This window comes from Thiospirillum jenense (assembly GCF_014145225.1).
GTDB lineage: Bacteria > Pseudomonadota > Gammaproteobacteria > Chromatiales > Chromatiaceae > Thiospirillum > Thiospirillum jenense.
On sequence record NZ_JABVCQ010000012.1, the window covers coordinates 1 to 23269 of the forward strand.

Here is a 23269-nt window from a genome sequence, read left to right on the forward strand (position 1 = left end):
CCTAACAATGCCATACACTCGCTCTGGGTCGGTAATGGCTGTTATTAGCGCCGTAGGTTGGGTTGCAATTACGCAACCCAACAATTCCTTTAAAATCGAACTCTTCATACCATGACTGAATTAAGCACCCTATATGACACCAATTACAGCGCCTGGGCAACGCAAACGGCTGAATTATTACGCACCGGGCGCTTTGCTGAATTAGACATCGAGCATTTGTTAATTGAACTTAGCGACATGAGTAAAAGTGAGCGGGATGAACTGGAAAGTCGCCTATTGATTTTAATTTCCCATTTATTAAAATGGGAATACCAATATCACACCTTATCTGAACGGTGGCGGGAATTTGATGGCCGCAGTTGGCAACGCACAATTATTGAACAACGGAAACGCTTAAAACGGCGATTGCTTAAATCGCCTGGCTTAAAAGCAATTGTGAACGAAGTAATTGCCGATGTGTATTCCGATGCGGTAGATTTAGCGCATAAAGAAACGCACTTGCCCATCACGACCTTTCCAATTCACTGCCCCTATCAATTGGCGCAATTGTTGGATGATAATTATTATCCTGACGCAGGACATGACAAGCCATGACTGAATTAAGCACCCTATATGACACCAATTACAGCGCCTGGGCAACGCAGACGGCTGAATTATTACGCACCGGGCGCTTTGCTGAATTAGACATCGCGCATTTGTTAATTGAACTTAGCGACATGAGTAAAAGTGACCGCCGCGAATTGTCTAACCGCTTGTTAATTCTATTGGCGCACCTACTAAAATGGCAATATCAATATCACATCTTATCCGAACGGTGGCGTGAATTTGACGGACGCAGTTGGCAGCGGACTATCACTGAACAACGCAAACGCATTGCTATTTTACTGCGGCAAGCGCCCGGCTTAAAAGCAATTATTAATGACGTGATTGCCGAGGTCTATTCAGATGCGGTAGATTTGGCGCATAAAGAAACGCACTTGCCTATGACGACCTTTCCAATTCATTGCCTTTATCAGTTGACGCAACTATTGGATGATAATTATTATCCGGAATCAGCAGTTTAGCTGACACAATATGAGGTTAAATAATGAATATGCCACAACTTGCTAATACCTCAGAACGGTTTAACTATGGTGATTATTGCCAATGGCCGGCCGATGAACGTTGGGAGTTAATTGATGGACAAGCCTTCGCTATGACCGCGCCCAGCCGTCTTCATCAAGCGTTCGTCGTGGAATTGACGCGCCAGATTGCTAATGCACTACAGAATCATCCGTGTCGTGTTTATGTCGCCCCCTTTGATGTTCGTTTACCGAAATATGATGAGTCAGATGATCGCATTGACACGGTGGCGCAACCCGATTTAGCGATCATTTGTGATCGGAATAAATTGGATGATAAAGGCTGTCGCGGCGCGCCGGATTGGGTGATTGAAATCCTCTCGCCCAGTAGCGCGGCACACGATCAAATCCATAAACTGGCGTTATATGAACGGCACGGTGTGCGTGAATACTGGTTATTGCATCCAATTGATCGGATTTTAATGATTTATCTTTTAGGTGAAGATCGGCGCTTTGGCAAACCAACCGTATGCGAATTAATTCAGCCGACGGCGGTGACAGTGATTGATGGATTAAACATTCAGTGGCCTGAGATGCTGTAGGTTAAATGATTGCTTTTGGATGTTGGGTTGATTACATTAACTCAATCTACGCGAATTGAATAACGATTATTCCCAAATCAAAACACACAACACCATGACAGAATTAAACACGCTTTATGATAGCAATTACAGCGCGTGGGCAACGCAGACGGCTGAATTATTACGCGCCGGGCGCTTTGCTGAATTAGACATCGAGCATTTGTTAATTGAACTCAGCGATATGAGTAAAAGTGAACGGGACGAGCTGGAAAGTCGCCTATTGATTTTGATTTCTCACTTACTAAAATGGGAATACCAATATCAAACCTTATCTGAACGCTGGCGCGAATTTAAAGGTGATAGTTGGCAACGGACGATTATTGAACAACGGAAACGCTTAAAACGGCGATTGCTTAAATCGCCCGGCTTAAAAGCAATTGTGAACGAAGTAATTGCCGAGGTGTATTCCGATGCGGTAGATTTGGCGCATAAAGAAACGCACTTGCCTATGACGACCTTTCCTGTCAACTGCCCCTATCAGTTGGCGCAATTGTTGGATGATAATTATTATCCAGAAGCGGGGTACACAACACCATGACAGAATTAAACACGCTTTATGATAGTAATTACAGCGCGTGGGCGACGCAGACGGCTGAATTATTGCGCGCCGGGCGCTTTGCTGAATTAGACATCGAGCATTTGTTAATTGAACTCAGCGATATGAGTAAAAGTGACCGCCGCGAATTAGCCAATCGTTTATTAATTCTGTTGGCGCACCTATTAAAATGGCAATATCAATACCACATCTTATCTGAACGGTGGCGTGAGTTTAAAGGTGATAGTTGGCAGCGGACAATTATTGAACAGCGCAAACGCATTGCGGTTTTATTGCGGCAAGCGCCCGGCTTAAAAGCAATTATCCATGAAGTGATTGCCGATGTGTATTCAGATGCGGCAGATTTGGCGCATAAAGAAACGCACTTACCTATGACGACTTTTCCTGTCAACTGCCCCTATCAGTTGGCGCAACTATTGGATGACAATTATTATCCGGAAGCGGGATGCGCAACGCCATAACTGAATTAAACACAGTTAATAACAGCAATGACAGCGCGTGGGCGACGCAGACGGCTGAATGATTAAATTATTCACCTAAATTGGACTGCGCGAGCAACCCGCCATTTCATTTCAATTGCCCACTGCGTCATTCATATTTATCCAAGTCTATTGCCTGCCCGCCTTCAAACCGCCGCCACTGCGCCCCGTCCCAGATTTCCAGCGGCCGATACTGTTGTTTATAAGCCATTTTGCGGCTGTTGGCGATCCAATATCCCAAATACAAATGCGTCACCCCCAACTGCTGCGCTTCGGTGATTTGCGCCAAGATCGCCGCTGTCCCGAGAGCGCGGCTGGACTCCGCGGGATCAAAAAAGGTGTACACCGCCGACAAGCCATCACTCAACACGTCAGTCACCGCCACCGCGACCAGCCGCTCGCCCTCGCGCAATTCCAATAACCAGGTGTCGCCGCCCCACGCCGTCAACAAAAAGCGTTCGTAAGCGTCAGTTGAGACATCGTCCGCCATGTCGCCATCCGAATGCCGCGTTAATACATAACGCGAATAGAGCGCGTAATGTTCGGCATCAAACTGCGGCGAGCGTTGAATGCAGCGTAAATCTTGATTGCGTTTAGCCGCCCGCCGCTGGGAGCGATTCGGTTGAAATTGCGCCACCGGCAAGCGCACGGCACGGCATTGTTGACACTGGTGCGGACGACACGAGGGGCGGTAAAAATGACTGCCGCTGCGGCGAAAACCAATTTCCTGCAACCACTGCGCCCGCTCAGTGTTGATTTCGGCAAGTGGATCAACAAACAACGTCCGCGCTCGTTGCTGGTCAAGATACGAGCAGGGGTGATCGTCAGTGAGATACAGTTGCAGGGCGTGATTGATTGGCGGCTCGGAAGTCATAGGGTGTCAGTTTGAGCAAGTGGAAAGTGGAGCGGGGCGGGATCCCACACGTTGACGGCGCAGGGCAGGTCGCGCACTGCGGTTAAACGGGTGACGAATTCGGCGCGGGACATGAGGTGCGCGCCCATGCGCATCAGGTGGCCGGTCAACACTTGGCAGTCAATGAGCGCAAATTGCCCGCGTGCCAATTGGTGGCATAATTGCACCAGTGCGATTTTGGACGCATTGTCCGCCGCGCTGAACATGGATTCGCCAAAAAATGCGCGGCCGATTGCCACACCGTACAGACCACCGACCAGTTTTTGCGTGTGCCAAACTTCCACCGAATGCGCAAAACCGCGCTCGTGCAGGGTGCAGTAGGCGCGGATCATCTCGGGTAACAGCCAGGTGCCGTCGTGCTGGCGCTGGGCGGCGCACTGGTGAATCACGGCGGGAAAATCGCGGTCGAAGGTGACGCCAAAGCGGCGTTTACGCAACAGTTTGGCCAGACTGTGTGAAATATGCAACGCGCTCGGCAGTAACACGGTGCGCGGGTCGGGCGCCCACCACAGAATCGGCTCGCCCTGACTGTACCAGGGAAAAATGCCGTGTCGGTACGCATTGACCAACCGCGTCACGCTCAGATCGCCGCCGATGGCTAATAACCCGTCGGGATCGCGTAATGCTTTGCTGACATCGGGAAATGCGCCGCTGGGATCATTGGCGGATAATAGATACGGCAATGAAGCGGCGTAGCGAATCACAATGCCGCCGTATTCGAGTTGGACGCAATTAATAATACCGTTAATTGGTCATTTAATTGCATTTGTACACCTCACGGCGGCGCAGTTGCATTATTGAAAACGCCTCAACTCGGGCGGCCGGGCGCCGTCCAGCGTTCAATTTCACGATTGAGATTGCGCCCGTAAAAAATCTCCATCATCTCCCGCCGCACCAGACGTTGAATACGCTCGTATTCTTTATCCGACAATTCGGCCGTATTCACACAAAACAAATAATCGTCCAAGCGGAAATCATTCACCACCATTTTGGTGTGGAATAGATTTTCTTGATAGACGTTGACATCAATCATTTGGTATGCGTATTTGGTCTCGGGCGTCAAATAGTTCTGAATGGAACTGATGTTATGGTCAATAAAATGTTTACGGCCGGTTAAATTGCGCGTAAAGCCGCGCACCCGGTAATCCATAATGACGATGTCCGATTCCAATGCGCGAATTAAATAATTCAACGCCTTGAGTGGTGAAATTAACCCGCAGGTCGAAACATCAATATCCGCCCGAAAAGTGCTAATACCATTGCGCGGATGACTTTCGGGATAAGTATGCACCGCAATATGGCTTTTATCTAAATGCGCCACCACCGCATCTGGTAAAGGCCCGGGCGTGGCGGAATTACTCATCGCCTCTTCACCGGGATGTTCTTCGGCAATTAACATGGTGACGGATGCGCCCTGCGGGTCATAATCCTGTCGCGCAACATTTAATACATTGGCACCGATGATATTCGCCACTTTGGTTAAAATCGTCGTTAAACGTTCTGCATTATAAGCCTCATCAATATAAGCAATATAGGCTTCTCGTTGTTCACAAGAATCGGTATAGCACACATCGTAGATATTGAAACTCAACGACTTGGTCAGATTATTGAAGCCTTGTAACTTCAAGCGTTTTAATGGCTGTGTCATGGTACCCCCAATTAAGGGCGCGAGAATTGCTCCGTTACGCGCAAAGGTTCAAACAAATTACTCAGTGTCACTGAGTGCTATTAACACCGCCGGATCAGGGCGGCGAATTTCGTAATCATGGGTGATGGTGGCCGTGGCGCCCAACATAATTGCCGCCGAGCAGTATTTTTCCGCGCTGAGTTTAATTGCCCGCTCGACGTGACGCGGATTTAACTCCTGCCCGGTGATAATAAAATGCACATGGATTTGCGTAAAGACTTTTGGATCGGTACTCGCCCGTTCCGCCGTGATTTCCACCACGCAATCCGTCACCGCTTGTCGAGCGCGGCGCAAGATCAATAGCACATCAAATTGTGTGCAACCCCCCATCCCTAATAATAACAATTCCATTGGCCGAGCGCCGAAGTTATTTCCCCCAAACGCCGGTGGCCCGTCCATGACAATTGTATGACCGCTGTCGGTGTGACCCAACATCACACAATTTTCTACCCATTTAATGCGCGCTTGCATGATAATTGTCGTTTCCTAAACAATGGCGGCGTGTTAATTAAGAATTGAAAATGAACACGCATACTGTGACAACTCGGGTCAATTTTATCACTAAAATCAAAACTGTTCCAAAAACCAATTATCTGCCGGCGGGGCGGGTGATTTTTTCGGCACCAGCGCGGCGCTCGACATTTTCACCCGCTCGGTCAATTGCTGACCAACCGACCAGGTCGGCGCGGAGGTGCGCTGCAACGTCGGTTGTTTCCAATCACCCGTGACGCGATATTGATAACTGCTCAGGCGATCCACCGCCCCGCCCGCCGCCTTGTCCACCAAATACACCGCCGCCCCGACCAGCGGCCCGCCCGCCACCGCACTCGCCAATGCCACGCCTGAGCCAATTTTTGGTGTAATTTCAACCAGATGGTCAACTGATGCGCGCACCAAATTCGTCGTGCCAGTGATGCGCACATCCGCCGTCGGTGACAGCAGCTGAATTGGATTTAACCGCGCCCGCCCGCGTTCCAGTTGCACCTGCCCGCTGACGCGATCAAAACTCAACCCGTCCGCAATCACGTCGCTAAAATCCAGCGTCACGCGCCGTAAAATCGCGTTCACGTTCAAAATTCCCAGCATCCGCCCGACGCCCGGCTCGACGTTGAGTAACTGCCCGCCGCCCAATTCAAACCAAATTTGCCCGCCCACCTGCGCCAGCGTGACCTCGGCGGGCGCCGCCGCCCACTCCAGCCGCGCCGTCGCCTCCAACACCCCACGCTCAAGTCCTTGATAAATCGCCAATTGTTTCAACACCGCCCCGCTGTCCGCGCAGGACAGATGCACATTCAACCGCGTTGACTCGTCCGTCCAACTGCCCGTCCCGCTCAATGTCAGCCACCGCCCATCAACCCGCAGCGCCTGCAAACGAATGCCCAGCGGGTCGGGCACCAATTGCAGCGCCGCCGACCCGAGCGCCAATTCGCCCCACTGCAATTGACCAATTGACAATGTCACCGCCGGCCACGAGCGCGGGTTGGCCGAACGCGGCGCCGCTGGCGACTTGACTGCTGCCGCGTCACCCGCCGCCGCGGCCGCTTGCTGCAACAGTGGTTTTAAATCCAATTGTTGCAATTCCGCCACGAGCGGCGGCTGACGGCTGGACGCGGCGGGAATGCGCACCTGCCCGCGTCCCTCGGGTACTTGCGCGCTGATGAGCCAATCTTTGGCTAACTGCTTGATTTCTAACTGAACTTGCGTTCCCAGCCGAATATTCAACAGCGGCGGCTGATCGGCAATTAAACGAGTCGTGATAACCAACACCCGCGCCGCCGCCGCCGATTTGCCCAATGATCCGGGCAATTGCAGCGCCGTCCCGCGCAAATCGGAACTGAGTTGCACCGTCAACGGCGGCGCCGCCGCCCCGACATCGGCGTTGCGCAGCGCCAGCGTCAACTGCCACGCACTCTCGCCGCTGGCAACTGACCAGAGCGCATTGGGAAACAACCGCGCCAGTTGCGGCACCGCAACAGTGGCCGTCATGGTCACAAGCGTTTGCGCACCCGCCGCACGATTGGCTTGCGTCGTGGCGATCTGCACCCGCAGTGGTCGCCCATCACACTGCGCGTTCAATGACGGCGCGGTGAGACCCTGTGGCGTAAATGTCAATTGCCCGCGCACCTGGTCAAAATGTAATGTGTCGCGCAAATCACCCAGTGGCCGCAGCGCAACACTGGTGGCGCCGTCAAATGCCAGTTGCCCGCGATAATTCCACGCCGCGTCAGAATTGAGCGGCACGTCGAGCTGCAACTCGATGCCCAAGTCACCCGTGACCTCGAACGCTCGGCTCAAGTGACCAAAACGGTCAACCAGTGGCGTTTCTGCCAACACTCGCAATCCGTCGCTGGCCGGCCCCGCGCCGTGCAGTTGTAAATTTAACACGGTGGCATGTGCCAAATCAGGCAAGGTCGCGCTGCCGCTGACCAGGCGCGTGTTGAGAAACTGCCCATTTTGCGCGGTAATTTCCATGCTATTGGCGGTGAACCGCAACTCGGCGGCCAGCTCAGTCAGCGGCGGCCAGTTGTCGGGTTGATAATCTAAGACACCGTTGCGTAATTGTAACACAGCTAAAAAAATGCCTTGCTGAGTTTTGAACGGGTAATCGGCCAGCCGCCCGCGTAACAAAATGTCACCGCTGGTCAACTCGCCCGCGACAATCGCCTGATTTAACCAGCGCCGCAGGTGCGGTTTGACTAATTTGACCGGCAAATACCGCCCGACCGCGGCCGCGTTGGCATCGCGCAGGTGCAGGTGAATGTCCGCCGCCGGGCTGGGATCGCCGGCACGAAATTGGAGTTGTAACCGCGTTTCGGTGTACGCATCGGACGTGATCGCCACCAACGCGGGCGCGCTGATGGTCAGGTCGCCCGCCGCGTCAAACGCCCAGCCAAGTTCGCCGTCAAGGTGGCGCAGCGGCAGCGCCGTCAGCAAATATGGGCGTAAATCCAACTCGCCGTCGGTGCTGTGCAAATGCGCAACACCGCCGCTCGCCGTCAACGCAAATTGCACGTTGAGATGTTTGACGCCGGGCAACTTGGCGGTCGCCGCAGCAGTCAAGTCGTGGATTTGACCGCGCAGTTGCCAAGTGGCCGCGGCGTTTGATGGCGCTTTTACCACAGATGGTAGATTTGCAACGATCTGCACCTGTTGCAATTGCCCGCCGAGCGGTTGCGCGAGTAACGGCTGCAATTGACCAGGTAGCGGCAGCGCGGCGCTCTGCACTAGTTGGCGTAACTCGTTGATTGGTAACGCATCTAGCGCGGCAGTCAACTGCTGGCGCTGCGGCTGCCACGCGCCGCGCAGCGTCCAACCTGTGGTAAAAATACCGCCGCCAAGGTGGCGCAGGTGCGTGTGCCAGTCGCCCGTGTCACGCTGCCACCGTGCCTGCGCCGTCAAGCTGCCGAGTGCTAAAATATCCCCAACTTTGTAAAGAAAATCCCCCCCGCTCCCCTTTTGCAAAGGGGGGTGAAGAGTTGACGCAACACGTTGTAATTGCACATCAGTCACCGTCACCTGATGCACCGCGCTGGTCAGTTGCCCGCCGCGCAATTCACTCCAGCTGCGCCACTGCGCTGCCCGTGTGGTCAGTTGTAAATGTGCCAACGGGTCGGGAATTTGCCACTGCTGCCGCAGCGCCGCGACGTATGGATTGCGCCACACTGTAGCCAAATCGCTCATTTGCCAGTCGCTGTAGAGCCGCCCTGACCACGCCAGTGGCTGCGCAGCATCACCAGTCAACTGCGCCAAAACGGTCAAGTTGGTATTTAACACGTCGAGCGTCACGCGCCACTGGTGCTGATCACCGTGATTAATGTTGGTTAATTCAGTCACTTGCAGCGCCAGCGGCGGCTGGGCGTGTTGCTGATCATGCCAAGTCAGCCGACTGTTCAAGATCGCCACCCGCCCGTGCTGTAGTAAAAATGTCAAGGCGGCGGGATCGTCACTTTTTGGCAACGAGCGCAGCGCGGGAATGACTAATTCACCACTCGGCAGGCGTTGCACCGTCAAATCAAGTCCACTGATGCTGATCTGCAACAGGCGCGGGCGGTGAGCGCGCAGCGTTGCCAGCAGATCGAGTTGCACTGTCAACCGCTCGGCAGTCAGCGGCGCGGCGTGGGGTTGGTCAGGTGGTGATACTCTGATTTGGCGGGCGGTGAGGTGTGGCGTCGCGCCGTGCCAGTCGAGCGTGAGTTGCGTGGTGCGGAGTTCCAACCCGAGTTGCCGACTCAATGCGTCCAGCAGCGGCGCTTGCCAAAAGGTGGTGTGCGGCAGGATCAGTTGCGTTGTCACCACAATCAGTGCCGCGTTGGTCAGCAGCAACAGTAACAGTGCCGACAACAGCGGCGCGATCTTGCGTGTCAGTCGCAGCATGAGGGGGGGAATCCGGCAAGCAGATCAATCCAGTGATGTGAGCGCTTGACCGCTTGGGTGGTGGCGTCAATCAGGATAAAACGCCAAGTTTAATAGGGCATCTCTCATCGTTTTGATTAAAGAAGTCAACTGATCCAGCACAGTTTCCATGAATAAATTGTTCATTCACGCTATTTAATCCATTTAACCCCGCCGCTCAGAGGCCGATTTATTTACAGCGGTGGATGTTAAATAACGCGCTCGCCGCTGCCGCAGATGTTGAATTAAATGCCAGCGCCACAGTGTAATGACGATGAAATACCCCAGCGCCGCACCGGCAGTGGCACAGATTAAACAGCCGAGTAAAAATGGCGCGAGGACGCCGGCCCAATTTTGCCAATTGAGCCAATGATGCCAGTCAAGCCAAAAGCTCGCCATATCGCCTAAACTTTGCGCCGGCTGCCCCAGTAGCCAACAGCCGAGCAAATACGCGGCATAAAACATCGGCGGCGCGGTAATCGGATTTGTCACCCATGCTAAAACAACCGCAATCGGCAAATTAACGCGCAATTTAATCGCGGCTGCGGCGGCAATGAACATTTGCCCCATCATCGGCAAATACATGACAAATAATCCCAGCGCCGTTGCACCCGCGACCGAGCGGCGGTTGAAATGCCACAGATTCGGGTCTTTGAATAGGTGACTAATGCCTTGAAAACTGGCATGACCGAGCAAAGTATGGCGAGTGGGCAGGCGATGTTTTAACCAGTGTTTCAAGCGAATTCCTGCATGGGGTGAGAGGGCGATTAAATGGCGGCGCTAGTATAGCCGTGCCAAGTGACGACATGCAGCGTGACTATTGATGCAATTGCGCAATAGTCTCGCGTTTATTAGCGGCATCGGCGGCTATTTTATTCAACCGCACCTGCCCGCCACCTGGCTGGTCGTCACCGCGCTACTGGTCACGGTCGGCATTGCGTGGCGCTGGCGCTGGATGTTACCGCTCGCCATCGCGCTGGTCGGCTTCAATTACACCCATTTCACCGCCGGCCGCGAGTTAGCCAACCGCCTTGACCCGCAGTGGATTGGACAGGACGTGCAATTGATCGGGCGCATCACCAACCTGCCCGACGTCGGCGAGCGCTCAACCCGCGTCACCTTCGCCATCGAATCCGCCCGCCACCAGCTGCAACCCATCACTCTGCCGCGTCAGGTCAGCCTCAGTTGGTACGCCACGCCCGCCCAACCCGTGCCGCACCTGCGCGCCGGCTCGCGTTGGCAATTGACCGCCCGCCTCAAACCGCCGCACGGTCTCATCAACCCCGGCAGTTTTGACGCCGAACGCTGGTTCGCCACCGAACATCTCGGCGCCACCGGCAGCGTCCGCCCTAAACCACCGCCGCAATTGCTCGCCGCCGCCAGCGGACATGACCGCCTCAATCGCTGGCGACAGGGTTTGAGTGAACAAATCATTCACGCCCTCGGCGCCACGCCCGCCAGCGGTTTAATTCGCGCATTAGTGTTAGGGGATTGCACCGGCATGACCAGTGCGCAATGGCAAATATTCGCCCGCACCGGCACCAGTCATTTAATCGCCATCTCTGGCGCCAATATCGGGTTAATTGCCGGTTTATTATTCTTAATCACCCGCTGGTTATGGTCACGCAGCGCCACGCTCGTATTATGGCTACCCGCCCCCCGCGCCGCCGCTATTGTCGCGTTAATCAGCGGAATTGGCTACAGTGCATTAGCCGGTTTCGCCATTGCCACGCAACGCGCCGCTATCATGTTAGCCGTCATTTTAATTGCCACCATCAGCGGCCGCGCCCTCCGCCCCAGCAGCGGATTATTATTAGCGATGATCGGCGTCTTATTACTTGATCCCATCACCATTTTATCATTTGGTTTTTGGTTATCATTCGGCGCGGTGGCATTATTAATCTACGGATTAAGCGCCCGCCTCAGTCAACCCATCTCAAGCTGGCGCAGTGTCTTGCATCAACCAATTCAACTCATCGCGCTATGGAGTTGGACACAATGGGTTGTCACGCTCGGATTATTACCTATCAGCGGCGCATTATTCGGTTATCAATCCGTGATCGGCTTTTTTATCAACCTGATTATCATTCCGCTGTTTAGCATTTTTTTACCCATTTTATTAACCGCCACCGCCGCGAGCGTCCTATTTGATTGGTCACTGCCATTGCAGTTAATGGCCGATTTACTCACGCACACCGAACACTTATTAGCACAACTTGCGCAACTTTCATGGGCAATTATTCCGATGAGCGCCCGCCCCGTCTGGGTTTTGTGCGCACTGGGCATTGGCATTTTAATACTACTGGCACCCCGCGGCATCCCCGCTCGGTGGCTCGGCAGCATTTGGTTATTGCCATTTTTGTTCATTACCCCGTCACCACCCGCCCCCGGGCAGATTCAATTCACTTTACTCGACATTGGACAGGGTTTAAGCGCCGTTATTCGCACCGCCAATCATACGCTGGTGTATGATCTTGGCCCGAGTTATTCCAGTGGATTTAATAGCGGCGAGCGCGTGGTGATGCCGTATTTACGCGCCGTTGGTATTCAACACATTGACCAGTTAATCATTAGTCATGCCGATAATGACCACGCCGGCGGCTTGTCGGGTTTATTAGCCGGACAAATACCAATTCACCATGTTTTGAGTGGTGAACCGCAGCAATTAACCGGCGTCACCGCCGCGTTTTGTCAACGTGGTCAACATTGGCACTGGGACGGCGTTGATTTCGAGATATTACACCCCGATCAACCGCGCAATAACGGCAATGATTGCTCATGCGTCTTAAAAATCCGCACCGGTCAATTCAGTGTTTTATTCACTGGCGACATTAGCAGTAAAATTGAAAAAGAATTGGTCAGGGTATTTGGTGCGCAATTAAACAGCGATCTTTTAATTGCCGCGCATCATGGCAGTGCCGGTTCAACATCATTGCAATTTTTACAGCAGGTGGCGCCGCAATGGGTGTTGTATTCAGCCGGTTATTTAAATCGCTATCGCTTTCCAACACAAAAGGTGCGCGAGCGGGTGAATGAATTGGGCATTAACAGTTTGAATACGGCCACGGCGGGTGCAATTGATTTTTTAATCACGCCAACCGGTTTTACTGCCCCGCAATTGGCGCGCCCGCAGGCGGCGCGGGTGTGGCGGCATGTGATGCAGTGATATTCTGTATCAGAAAAGTGCCAATTGGCAGGCAAAACCGGTAATTGATTTTAGTTGGGCAGCAAAAAAATTCCTTATCAGTACAGACTGATAGCGCAATCTCCTCAATAAAAGGTAAAATTCACCCTTGACAGTATCGCCAGTTACGTCTAAAACTAACTAAATACAGGGAGTTGTGAGCGATACTGCGTGTATTACTTTAACTTTGACCGAGGGGAAATCATGCGAGTATGGTATAAAAACAGCATCCTTGTTGCTATTTTGGTCACAATGGGATTGGCGCAGGGGTGCGCGAGTCGCGGCAGTAACGAGTTGAGCGGCGGCAAGTTCGAGCCGGATGCCGAGGACAGCCAGCGGGCTGACGTGGTGATGGCGGCGCTGTCGCAGGTTGGTACACCGTACGTTTATGGCGCAACCAAGCCCGGCGCAGCGCTCGATTGCAGTGCCTTGACTCAGTACGCGCACCGGGCGGCGGGTTTGGCGATTCCGCGTGCGTCCATGGCCCAGCGGGCAGCGGCGGCACCAGTGAAAAAACAACGGCTTGAAGCCGGCGATTTAGTTTTTTTTCGCACCGGTCCCGGCCAGTACCACGTTGGAGTGATGGTTGATGCGGCGCGTTTTGTTCATGCGTCCACGTCGGGACATCGGGTGTTAATTACGCACTTTGATACGCCGTATTGGAAAGCGCGTTATATTGGCGCTGGAACTTATGTTAAACCATAATTCACAGATTCTTATTAGATTTTATTCAATTTAGGCAGTTTGCAATTATAACACCAGTGGTTTTGCCAATTAAACCTGTTTAATACGCGAATCATTCAAGTCTGCAAACGTCTCATATCACTATTCAATTTTTGGCTGTGGCTTGGTCTTTAGATGTGCGCACTGCAACCCAGTATTCTACGCCGGTTGTCGTGCGCTCTTTTTTCCACAGCGGCACTGCTTTTTTCAATTCATCAATTAAAAACTCACACGCTCGAAATGCTTCTTTGCGATGCGCACTCGCCACCGCAATTAAGACAATTGGTGTTTGCGGATTTAATTGCCCAACGCGGTGAATGATGCGCACTGCTTCTAATGGCCAGCGCAGCGCGGCTGTCTGTGCTAATGTCCGTATTGCCCGCTCGGTCATTTCGGGGTAATGCTCAATCTGCATGGTTGCAATGCGCTGATCATCATTAAAATCCCGCATGATGCCAACAAAACTCACCAGCGCCCCGCTCTGCTGACAGTGATGTCGTATTGCAGCTTGTTCGACTTCAGGATCAAATAGATCAGTCCGGATTTGAATACTAATGTCAGTCATGGTTTATTTGTCGTAACCTGAAGCAAATGCACGGTTATTGGTGATATAAAAATCACGTTTGCAATAATGTTAATTACTCCGATTGAATGCAATTAGTTAGAAACACTAAACCAATGCCACTGATAACCAGTGAGTGTTTTTAATTGCATGAATAATGCCGGCAATGGCATGACTTCACCAGGAAAAATTGCCTCGACACTTAAAATAACTCGCCCAAATCCTGCATGATGCCCCCATTGCCATTGCCAGCCGGGTTGGTAATAATCACACGCCGCACACCGCAATAGCGGTTTATTATCATTTTCTAACCAGTTAATTATTTGTTGTTGCCAATCAATAGCTGCTTTACCGCATACCGGACAGCGCGGCGGGCGTGTATTAAACCCTGAAAAAAAGCGGGGGTGTGTTGTTGGCCCTGCTAATTGCAAATGACAGGGCGGCACTGTGGCAGCAGTGGTTGATGTGTTGGGCAATTGTACCGCGCAGCCAGTGAATGCAATGAAATGAAAAAACTGTTCACCACAGGTGAATGCAATTGGCTGGGTATCATCACACGCTGATCGGGTTAATTGCGTTCCTAATAACCCAAGTGCTTGTAATTCAAACTGTAATTTTTGACAATTTGGTGCAGCATCAACTGGTTGTGGCGCTAATAATAAACGGCCGCTAGGTGGGGAAATTGGCATCATGGTGCGAAATGCTGGTATTGTATGGTTGTTATAATTAAACAGTAGGTGATCCAACGAACTGGCTATTTATACCTAGTGATTATTGGGAGTATACTACAGGGTGAGTGATGATAAAACGATTGAGATTATCCGGTGACATCCAGTTAAAAATCGCATACGCATACAACAATACCAACCCGATTTTTTATTTAAATTGTAGCAAAAAAACTGCGCCCAAATTGTTTTTGTTACAGCCCATCATCACAATAATGAACGCTTGATAAACAGCACATTCTCATTTAAATATTGTCGCATCTGTTAAAAATACATATTTTAAGTGGATTTTCGGTTTATACGATTCATTCCCATTCGCCCTTTGTCTGTTGAAAGACGTTATTTATTTATCCTTCGACAAGCTCTGAATGAGCGGCAATGATTAAAATGCTCGGAAATTGTTATTTATAGAATACATGAGAACTCATCATTAATCCGCTCGGATTTTAATTGTCAATTAAACATGACTATATTGACTACTGTATAGTGCGTTAAACTACACCTACCGGCTGTGATCTCTGGTTAACAATTTAACAATAGTGACAACGTGATGTCTGAACTGTCTCATATCTTACCAAACACTGCATCGAGTGAACCCCGATTATCTTTGTTAGAAGCACAATTAGAAACTTTATTTGATGTGAGTTGTGTACTCAGTCGCTCACTCGACTTGCGTACCACCTTATATGAAGTATTAAAAACCCTGCATGATCGCGGCCGCTTACATTTGGGCATGGTGAGTTTAATCGATGAAGACACTGGCGAATTGATTGTCAGCGCCCAATATAATGAACACGCCACACCGTTTGAAAAAGTGCGTTATCAATCTGGCGAAGGCGTGGTTGGCCGTATTTTTGAAATGAATGCCCCCTGGATTCTACCGCGTATTAATGATGAACCCCGCTTTCTTGACCGCCTTAATATTTATGATCGTCATTTACCCTTTATTGGTGTGCCAATTCGTATTGGCAATGAAGGCGCGGTTGGTGTATTTGCCGCCCAGCCACCAGTGGTTGATGGTTTATTAACAGAACATGCCCGGTTTCTGGAAATGGTGGCGAATTTAATTGGTCAAGCAGTGCGATTATCGCGCACCGTTGAAGCTGAACAAACCGCGTTGCGTGAGGAGCGCGATAAATTGCGGCGCCACTTAAAAGGTGAACATGGTTTTTTTAATATCATTGGGCATACACAACGAATGCGTTTTGTATTTGAACAAGTCCGTCAAGTTGCAAAATGGAGTACGACTGTATTATTACGCGGTGAATCCGGTACTGGTAAAGAGTTAATCGCAAATGCTATTCACTACAATTCACCACGCGGGCGGGGGGTTTTTATTAAACTCAATTGCGCTGCTTTGCCAGATAATTTATTAGAATCTGAATTGTTTGGACATGAAAAAGGTGCATTTACTGGCGCGATTACACAACGCAAAGGGCGCTTTGAACAAGCGGATGGTGGGACATTATTTCTGGATGAAATTGGTGAAATTTCTCCGGCATTTCAAGCAAAACTTTTGCGCGTATTACAAGAAGGTGAATTCGAGCGTGTTGGCGGCAATCGTACTCTCAAAGTCGATGTACGCGTCATTGCTGCCACGAATCGGCATTTAGAACAAGCGGTAAAGATGGGCGAATTTCGTGAAGATTTATATTACCGTTTGAATGTTATGCCAATTACAGTACCGCCACTCCGCGAGCGAATTGAAGATATTCCTGAATTAGCCCGATTTTTAGTTGCTAAAATTGCGCGGTTGCAGGGACGCGAACTAGAAATGACCGATTCAGCATTAAGAATTTTAATGCAACATGATTGGCCAGGCAACGTGCGTGAATTAGAAAATTGCATGGAACGTGCCGCCGTGATGAGTGAAAATGGCATCATTGATCAGGCAGTTATTCAATTAGCTGGGCTGCATTTAGATATAGAAAACCATTTTAATCACGACGCAGTGCGCTCAATTTCTAATCTTGACTTGCAAGATGTTGAATTGGATGAGCGCGAGCGCGTAATTTCCGCACTTGAACAGGCCGGGTGGGTACAAGCTAAAGCAGCGCGTCTATTGGGTATGACACCGCGTCAAATTGCATATCGTATTCAAACACTGAACATCAAAGTGAAGCAATTTTAATTACTAGAATGAAAAAACAAACTTAGCTGAAACAACGAATTTTCAGTGTAAAAACAATTATTTCAACACGATTAATGATTTAATTACTCAACTAACTAACTCTTGACAACAATCTATACATTTAACAAATGTTAGGATGTAGTGAGTTTGCTAACCATAGCATTCTTGGCAAATTTCCAATACGATTCGTTCCACACCGTATCTTACGCAAGCTCAACTTAAAAATTATCACGACTTAAACCGAATCTTTTAGAAAAGACCCAATCATCACAGGGCACATCAGTCGTCACTCACCAGCAACTATATGATTGTTATTTTGCCCTTATGAATATCATTCGCAATGGTACTGTGACGCTTAGTTTAATAGGAATTTGCATCCTATTGGTCAGCGTATTATTAATCAGTTTAGTTATACACCAGTACCTTTTTGCCATAAAAACTTACACGGAACGTCAATTTAATGCCGTCCAAGTGCGCACTCAAGCATTAGCAACATCAGAAGAGGCATTGTTATTAGCGCGGCTTGATGAGCTTGATCGTATTTTAATTGATATGCGCAATATGGTTCCGCTTGAACAAGGGCCGAAATATGCTTTAACACGCCTTCTCCGTGAAACTGATAGCAAAACAATATTAGATTTTTTATTATTAGATCGAAATGGAAAAATTATTGCGTGGACATTAGCTGGAACACCGCCGGATGTGACAGACCGTGATTATTTTACGGTGCATCGTCATCGGCAATTGGATCAACCTTATCTATCACCGCTCCTATTATCGCGGGTTTCACCGCAACGTCATTTTATTGCGCTGAGTCGGCCGTATTTTGATGCCAATAATGACTTCGCGGGCGCTGTAGTCGCTATTATTGAATCTGATTGGTTAGCAGTTGCATTACACAATACGCGACATATTGCGGCAACATCTATTCTGATTACGTCATTGGATGGACGTATTGTCGTGTATTTACCCAATCGTGCTGATACGGTTGGGCAATTATTACCAAACATCGCTGCATTTCAGAGTGAAATACCACAACAAGCGACACAGGTGACACTGCCACCATTTGAAACTGAAACACAAATGATGTCATGGCGTCGTTTGGCGAATTGGCCATTGGTATTAATCATTACAGAAAGCATTGAACCAATTTTGGAAGATATTGCTGTCTATAAAGGTCAGCAGCAATTTTTATGGATATCAGTAGCATGTGGAATTTTCATACTATTCGTTGGAATTGCTTGGTTAATTTATTGGTTATTAAAAACAATTAAAGCATTGGCAATTAGTTTAACGGATGAACGTCGTACAAAAGCAGCGTTGGTTGATAGTGAAGAAAAGTTTCGCACTCTCACACAAAACATTCCCGGTGCGGTGTATCGGTGTCTTAATGATGTGTTTTGGACCATGAATTATATCAGTGATGGTATTGAAACCCTTTCGGGCTATCCAGCTTCAGGGTTTATTAATAATACTATTCGTGCCTATGCTGATATTATTTGTCCAGATGACCGTATTAATGTTAATAGGCAAGTACAGGATGCTGTATTAAAACAAGAGCCTTTTGAGTTGACTTATCGGCTTTGTCATCGTGACGGACATCATATTTGGGTTCAAGAAATTGGACGTAGTATTCATACAGATAATGGATATTTACTTTGGCTCGATGGTATTATTGTTGATATTACAGAACGCAAACGTGCCGAAGCGACATTAAAAGAATTGAATCAATTTAATGTAATTGCTTCACGGTTAGCGACCGCAAATGCACAATTGCGTATTGAAACACTTAATAAAGGACTTACTGATTGTTTGGAAATTCTTGGCCGATATTTAAATGCAGATCGTGCTTATCTATTTAATAATAATTTTATAACAGAAACTTGGTCAAATACACATGAATGGTGCCGTTCAGGTGTGAATTCCCAAATCGAGCAATTACAAAATATTCCTTTTACAACCTTTCCAGGCTTGATTGAACGCTTTAAAACTGGGCAGTCATTAGTCATAAGTTATTTGAACGAATTACCCACCACAATGGCAGCAAGTAAAGCAATACTGCTTGAACAGGGTATTAAATCTTGTTTAATGCAACCCATGTTTTTAGATGGCGATTTAATTGGATTTGTTGGGTTTGATGATACGGAACAAGAACGGCAATTCTCTTCAACTGAACAGGCGTTATTGCGATTAGCCGCCGACAATTTTGCCGCTACTTTAGGGCGTTATTACCAATATTTACAGGAACAGAAAGCGCGACAAGAATTAGAGCACACTATTCATTTGCGGCGCTGGGCACAGGATGCGTTAAAACAATCGGTTGCTGAATTACGTGAAGCAAATACTGCCTTAATCCGTTCTAGTGAACGCGCTGAAGCATTGGCACATGCGGCTGAAGAAGCGAATGTCGCTAAAAGCGATTTCCTTGCAAATATGAGCCATGAAATTCGCACGCCTATGAATGCAATTGTTGGCATGACGTATTTACTTCAAAATACAGAACTTAGCCAACGTCAACAAGGTTATCTCAACAATATCAATGTTGCGGCAACAGCATTATTAAATATTATTAATGATGTTCTCGATTTTTCTAAAATAGAAGCCCGAAAACTTGAATTAGAAAATGTTCCTTTTACATTAAATCAATTATTGGCAGATTTAATCGCTATTATTGGATTGAAAGCGGAAGAAAAAGGATTAACATTGACTTGCCAAGTGGCACCAGACGTGCCGCAATTATTGTGTGGTGATAGCTTACGTCTTGGACAAATTTTAATCAATTTAGTAAGTAATGCGGTGAAATTCACGCATACTGGAAGCATTACAATCAACGTCACCATTGAACAACAGAATACACAACAGATCAGTTTGTGTTTTGCGGTGACTGATAGTGGTATTGGCATAGATTCACACCAAATGGCTCGTTTGTTTCAAGCCTTTTCACAAGGAGATAATTCAACTACCCGTCGCTTTGGTGGCACTGGTTTAGGATTGGTAATTAGCAAGCAGTTAGTTGAAATGATGGGAGGCGATATTTGGGTAGAAAGTCATTTGGGGCAAGGAAGTACATTTTATTTCACCGTGACACTAAACCGCGTCATTGATAAAGAAATAAACACTCAATCAATCACCACAAATCCCCCAATTCAATTAGGTCACTTCATTCAAAGTGTTCACGCAATCTCTCAATCAATTAGTCAAACAACGCAACAGCAGCCATGCACGATTTTACCTTTAGTTGGCCGACAAGTATTGTTAATTGAGGATAACGCACTCAATCGTGAATTAATGTGTGAGTTATTAAATGATCTTGGCATTAGTGTAACCAATGCAATACAGGGACGTGAAGGTTTACGGCTTGCTTTAACCAAACCGTTTGATTTAATTTTGATGGATATTCAGATGCCTGAATTAGATGGTTTAGAAGTGACGCGACGTATTCGCCGCTGTGAACGCCGCCGCGCTCGCTATGGAGTTACCAATGCCGTTCCAATACGCATACCTATTATTGCGATGACTGCGCACGCTATGCAAAAAGATCGTGATCGCAGTTATGCCGCCGGCATGGACGATCATTTAACCAAACCGATCAACCCACAACAGTTAATACAGGTGTTACAACACTGGTTGTCAAGCAATCCTGATGATTTAGATATTCCAATCAACTGTGATGGAACAATTAATGATGAAAAATTGCCCGTGGTGCTGCCACCTTTTGATTTAAAAATAGGATTAGCACATTGCAATGGTAAACCAGCATTATTGCGGCGTTTAATCGCGCATTTTGCTATACAATTTGCCGCAACCCCGGCGCAATTAAAGGAAAGCCTCATTGCAATGCGCTATGAAGATGCTTTGCAATTAGCTCATTCTTTAAAGGGCAGTGCCGCAACTTTGGGATTAGAAATGGTGAGTAGTCTTGCAGCTCAACTAGAGCAAGTCTTATCTCAACCGAAGACAGCACAGTTGCAAATTGAATGTGATCGGCTTTTAACTATTTTGCAACCCGTATTAGAGCAGGCGATTACAGTGGCCGCAACGTTAGCGCCCAAGTCACATGATTTAATTGTATCAGCTCATCAACTAGCATTTATGAATAATAACGATTTAACAACACCGCCGGTTGATCTATTATCAGCGCTACAAACATTGCAGGCACAATTAACACATAATAGCCTGAACGCCCGTCGAAGTTTTCAAACCATATTGCCGCAACTTGCCAGTTATGGGTTGGAGGAAGAGTTAATCAAAATTGGGCATTGTTTGGATCAGTTGGATTTTCTACAAGCAATTACACGTTTAGAACAAGTGATGCGTCATATTGGATTGGAGCAAATGACACCACCGCTCTGATTTTAATGCTTTTGTGCTAAATTTTTAGTCGAACCAAACGAATGTATAAACTTAGTTAACAGCATAATATGCGTGATGACACCATGACAATTCAATAAAACAGTAGCCGCATAAACATGCTCTCTGTTGTTTATGCGACTACACAGATTGTTGGGTATTAGCCGTGCGAATTCATCATCAATTTAAGAATCTTAAAATTGATAACGACAAAACGTACTAATTGCCAAATAATTGAAGTGCGCATATAGCAAGTGAATGCTGTTGGCACCGGTGGGTAGTATGCTTGTTGATACGGTTCACGATTTTTAACTGGCATCACCGCGCTCCTTATTTTACTAATGTAGGTTTATTAAAAACACGCCCTGATTAGATGGTTTAATCTGGCAACAACCACCAACCAAAACGTAGTTTCGCTTGATATAAAAAGACATGGTGCAAAATGTATTTCATCCAATGTCCTGCCAATCCAATTTCGCCAAACGTTAAACTCATATCCCGCCCATAATCGGGATAGGTATCATAATCTGGCACAACTGGAAAGACAGTCATCGTTGCCGCCGTGCCTTTGAAAATGTGTGATCCTGTGGAAGCAACACAAGCCGCCCCCATTTCGCCCATTGAAGCGTGACGAGTGGGTTCTATTGCACCACGCAACATGTCACGAATACTCCCCGCAACCGCTTTACCCATCGTTGCTGACGGCATACCAGTACGCGGCGGCGTGGGACTAATTGGCGTTCCATTCGGGCTTTTCATTGGCTTACTGATTGGGTGCGGTGGGGCAAATGCAATTCCAACTGCAAAGATATTTTTATGTGTTGGCGTTTGATAAGTCCGTGGCCAATCATGTTTACTCCAATCTTCATAGGGCTTGGCAGTATAATCAGCATCTACGCGCATCATGCTATTAGGTGCAAATAATTTATCGGTGATGTCACTGCCGTCTTTCGCGTATGCTTTTAATCCGACCCCCGCGAATGGTGGAATTAGCATAGCGAAATCAAACTTTAATTCATTTTGACTGCCATCAAGTAATTCATAGTGAATCACTCCCGACTCAACTTTACTAACATGAGCGCGTGTAATCCATTGCATGCCACGCTCTACCATCATAGATTCGGCAAAAACCTTTCCATTGGTTACATACCCACCGCGATGAAGATGCACTCCCCCCATGCCAAAATCACCGAGTTCATATTCGTTACTAATCCAAATAATACGCGCTTTATTGCGTACCTTAGCTTCACGCAAAGTGTGATCTATATTATAAATGTATTCAAATGCGGCACCCTGACAGGTACACATTCCATGCCCCGTTCCAATAACAAAGGTGCGCGTTTGACCGGCTTTTAATGCGGCAATATTCTCTTGTAATCGTGCATTTGCCTCTAACGCATGTGTAGCAGTGCAGACAGAAACCGTATGACCGTGTTCAGGCCCAAGCCCTGGTGTTGCATTAAAATTCAGTTTGGGACCAGTCGCATTGACCAGAAAATCATAATCAATAATATCAGTTTTTCCGGCGCGTTCTGAATCAGTATATTCAATAGTGACATGAGGACGTGCTTGATTGTCATTACCGTCCGGGTGAATAGAAATTGCGCGTGCTTGGCGAAAATCAATATGTAATTTTTTATAAACTGGCGCCAATTCAAATGTCACTTGTTGTTCAGTCATTTCTCCCACCCCTACCCAAATATTGGATGGAATCCAATTCCATTTGGCATTGGGTGATACAACCACAATGTCATGTTTTTTACCAACCCAACGCCCTAGATAACGGGCGACTGTGTGACCAGATAAACCTGCACCAAGAATAACGATACGTTTGCGTTCCATAGATAAACCTCCCCGGCGTATTT

General features: G+C 48.3%; 19 protein-coding genes. 9 read left to right on the plus strand and 10 right to left on the minus strand.

Annotated features, from left to right (window positions below; translation table 11 throughout):
• Positions 1–111 precede the first annotated feature (111 nt).
• The 5 genes from HUK38_RS06920 (at position 112) to HUK38_RS06940 (ending at position 2719) form a co-directional block, all read left to right on the plus strand.
• Positions 112–594 carry a DUF29 domain-containing protein gene (locus tag HUK38_RS06920; RefSeq protein ID WP_182583597.1) on the plus strand — a complete coding sequence of 161 codons (483 nt, stop codon included), beginning with the start codon at positions 112–114 and terminating at the stop codon, positions 592–594.
• Positions 591–1064 (plus strand): DUF29 domain-containing protein, encoded by a 474-nt coding sequence (locus HUK38_RS06925; RefSeq protein WP_182583598.1) that lies wholly within the window; start codon positions 591–593, stop codon positions 1062–1064. The genes HUK38_RS06920 and HUK38_RS06925 overlap by 4 nt, the downstream gene beginning before the upstream one ends.
• 23 nt (positions 1065–1087) lie before the next feature.
• Positions 1088–1663 (plus strand): Uma2 family endonuclease, encoded by a 576-nt coding sequence (locus HUK38_RS06930; RefSeq protein WP_338065375.1) that lies wholly within the window; start codon positions 1088–1090, stop codon positions 1661–1663.
• A 94-nt stretch (positions 1664–1757) separates the two neighbouring features.
• Positions 1758–2240 carry a DUF29 domain-containing protein gene (locus HUK38_RS06935; protein WP_182583599.1) on the plus strand — a complete coding sequence of 161 codons (483 nt, stop codon included), beginning with the start codon at positions 1758–1760 and terminating at the stop codon, positions 2238–2240.
• Entirely contained in the window at positions 2237–2719 is a 483-nt protein-coding gene (locus HUK38_RS06940) for a DUF29 domain-containing protein (protein ID WP_182583600.1), read from the plus strand. The genes HUK38_RS06935 and HUK38_RS06940 overlap by 4 nt, the downstream gene beginning before the upstream one ends.
• Before the next feature lie 127 nt (positions 2720–2846).
• On the opposite strand, the gene HUK38_RS06945 is transcribed toward HUK38_RS06940, so the two are convergent.
• From HUK38_RS06945 to HUK38_RS06970, 6 genes are all read right to left on the minus strand, one after another.
• The gene (locus HUK38_RS06945; RefSeq protein WP_182583601.1) at positions 2847–3611 is read right to left on the minus strand and encodes an arginyltransferase; all 765 of its coding nucleotides are present in this window, start codon (positions 3609–3611) and stop codon (positions 2847–2849) included.
• Complete coding sequence (gene aat / locus HUK38_RS06950; RefSeq protein ID WP_182583664.1) at positions 3608–4351, minus strand: leucyl/phenylalanyl-tRNA--protein transferase; 744 nt, start codon at positions 4349–4351, stop codon at positions 3608–3610. The genes HUK38_RS06945 and aat overlap by 4 nt, the downstream gene beginning before the upstream one ends.
• 107 nt (positions 4352–4458) lie before the next feature.
• Entirely contained in the window at positions 4459–5298 is an 840-nt protein-coding gene (speD, locus tag HUK38_RS06955) for an adenosylmethionine decarboxylase (protein ID WP_182583602.1), read from the minus strand.
• 57 nt (positions 5299–5355) lie between these two features.
• Positions 5356–5808, minus strand: coding sequence for an OsmC family protein (locus HUK38_RS06960; protein ID WP_182583603.1), 453 nt, complete (start codon positions 5806–5808; stop codon positions 5356–5358).
• 96 nt (positions 5809–5904) lie between these two features.
• Complete coding sequence (locus tag HUK38_RS06965) at positions 5905–9711, minus strand: YhdP family phospholipid transporter (RefSeq protein WP_182583604.1); 3807 nt, start codon at positions 9709–9711, stop codon at positions 5905–5907.
• Between the two features lie 183 nt (positions 9712–9894).
• Positions 9895–10467: a DUF2062 domain-containing protein gene (locus HUK38_RS06970; RefSeq protein WP_182583605.1), complete on the minus strand. Its 573-nt coding sequence runs from the start codon at positions 10465–10467 to the stop codon at positions 9895–9897.
• Positions 10468–10552: 85 nt separating this feature from the next.
• On the opposite strand from HUK38_RS06970, the gene HUK38_RS06975 reads away from it, so the two are divergent.
• Positions 10553–12895, plus strand: coding sequence for a DNA internalization-related competence protein ComEC/Rec2 (locus HUK38_RS06975; protein ID WP_182583606.1), 2343 nt, complete (start codon positions 10553–10555; stop codon positions 12893–12895).
• Between the two features lie 222 nt (positions 12896–13117).
• Positions 13118–13618 (plus strand): C40 family peptidase, encoded by a 501-nt coding sequence (locus tag HUK38_RS06980; protein WP_182583607.1) that lies wholly within the window; start codon positions 13118–13120, stop codon positions 13616–13618.
• Between the two features lie 124 nt (positions 13619–13742).
• Here HUK38_RS06980 and HUK38_RS06985 read toward each other — a convergent pair whose 3' ends face one another.
• Both HUK38_RS06985 and HUK38_RS06990 read right to left on the minus strand, forming a co-directional pair.
• Complete coding sequence (locus HUK38_RS06985) at positions 13743–14201, minus strand: molybdenum cofactor biosynthesis protein MoaE (RefSeq protein WP_182583608.1); 459 nt, start codon at positions 14199–14201, stop codon at positions 13743–13745.
• Positions 14202–14293: 92 nt separating this feature from the next.
• Positions 14294–14890: a hypothetical protein gene (locus HUK38_RS06990; RefSeq protein ID WP_182583609.1), complete on the minus strand. Its 597-nt coding sequence runs from the start codon at positions 14888–14890 to the stop codon at positions 14294–14296.
• 583 nt (positions 14891–15473) lie between these two features.
• Here HUK38_RS06990 and nifA point away from each other — a divergent pair.
• A complete protein-coding gene (nifA, locus tag HUK38_RS06995; RefSeq protein ID WP_182583610.1) occupies positions 15474–17054 on the plus strand; it encodes a nif-specific transcriptional activator NifA in 1581 nt (526 codons plus the stop codon).
• Positions 17055–17378: 324 nt separating this feature from the next.
• Positions 17379–21407: an ATP-binding protein gene (locus HUK38_RS07000; protein ID WP_182583611.1), complete on the plus strand. Its 4029-nt coding sequence runs from the start codon at positions 17379–17381 to the stop codon at positions 21405–21407.
• 157 nt (positions 21408–21564) lie between these two features.
• Here the strand turns inward: HUK38_RS07000 and HUK38_RS07005 are convergent, their stop codons facing one another.
• Positions 21565–21723 carry a hypothetical protein gene (locus HUK38_RS07005; RefSeq protein WP_182583612.1) on the minus strand — a complete coding sequence of 53 codons (159 nt, stop codon included), beginning with the start codon at positions 21721–21723 and terminating at the stop codon, positions 21565–21567.
• A gap of 59 nt (positions 21724–21782) precedes the next feature.
• Positions 21783–23246, minus strand: a complete 1464-nt coding sequence (locus HUK38_RS07010) for an NAD(P)/FAD-dependent oxidoreductase (protein WP_182583613.1) — start codon at positions 23244–23246, stop codon at positions 21783–21785.
• Positions 23247–23269: the final 23 nt, after the last annotated feature.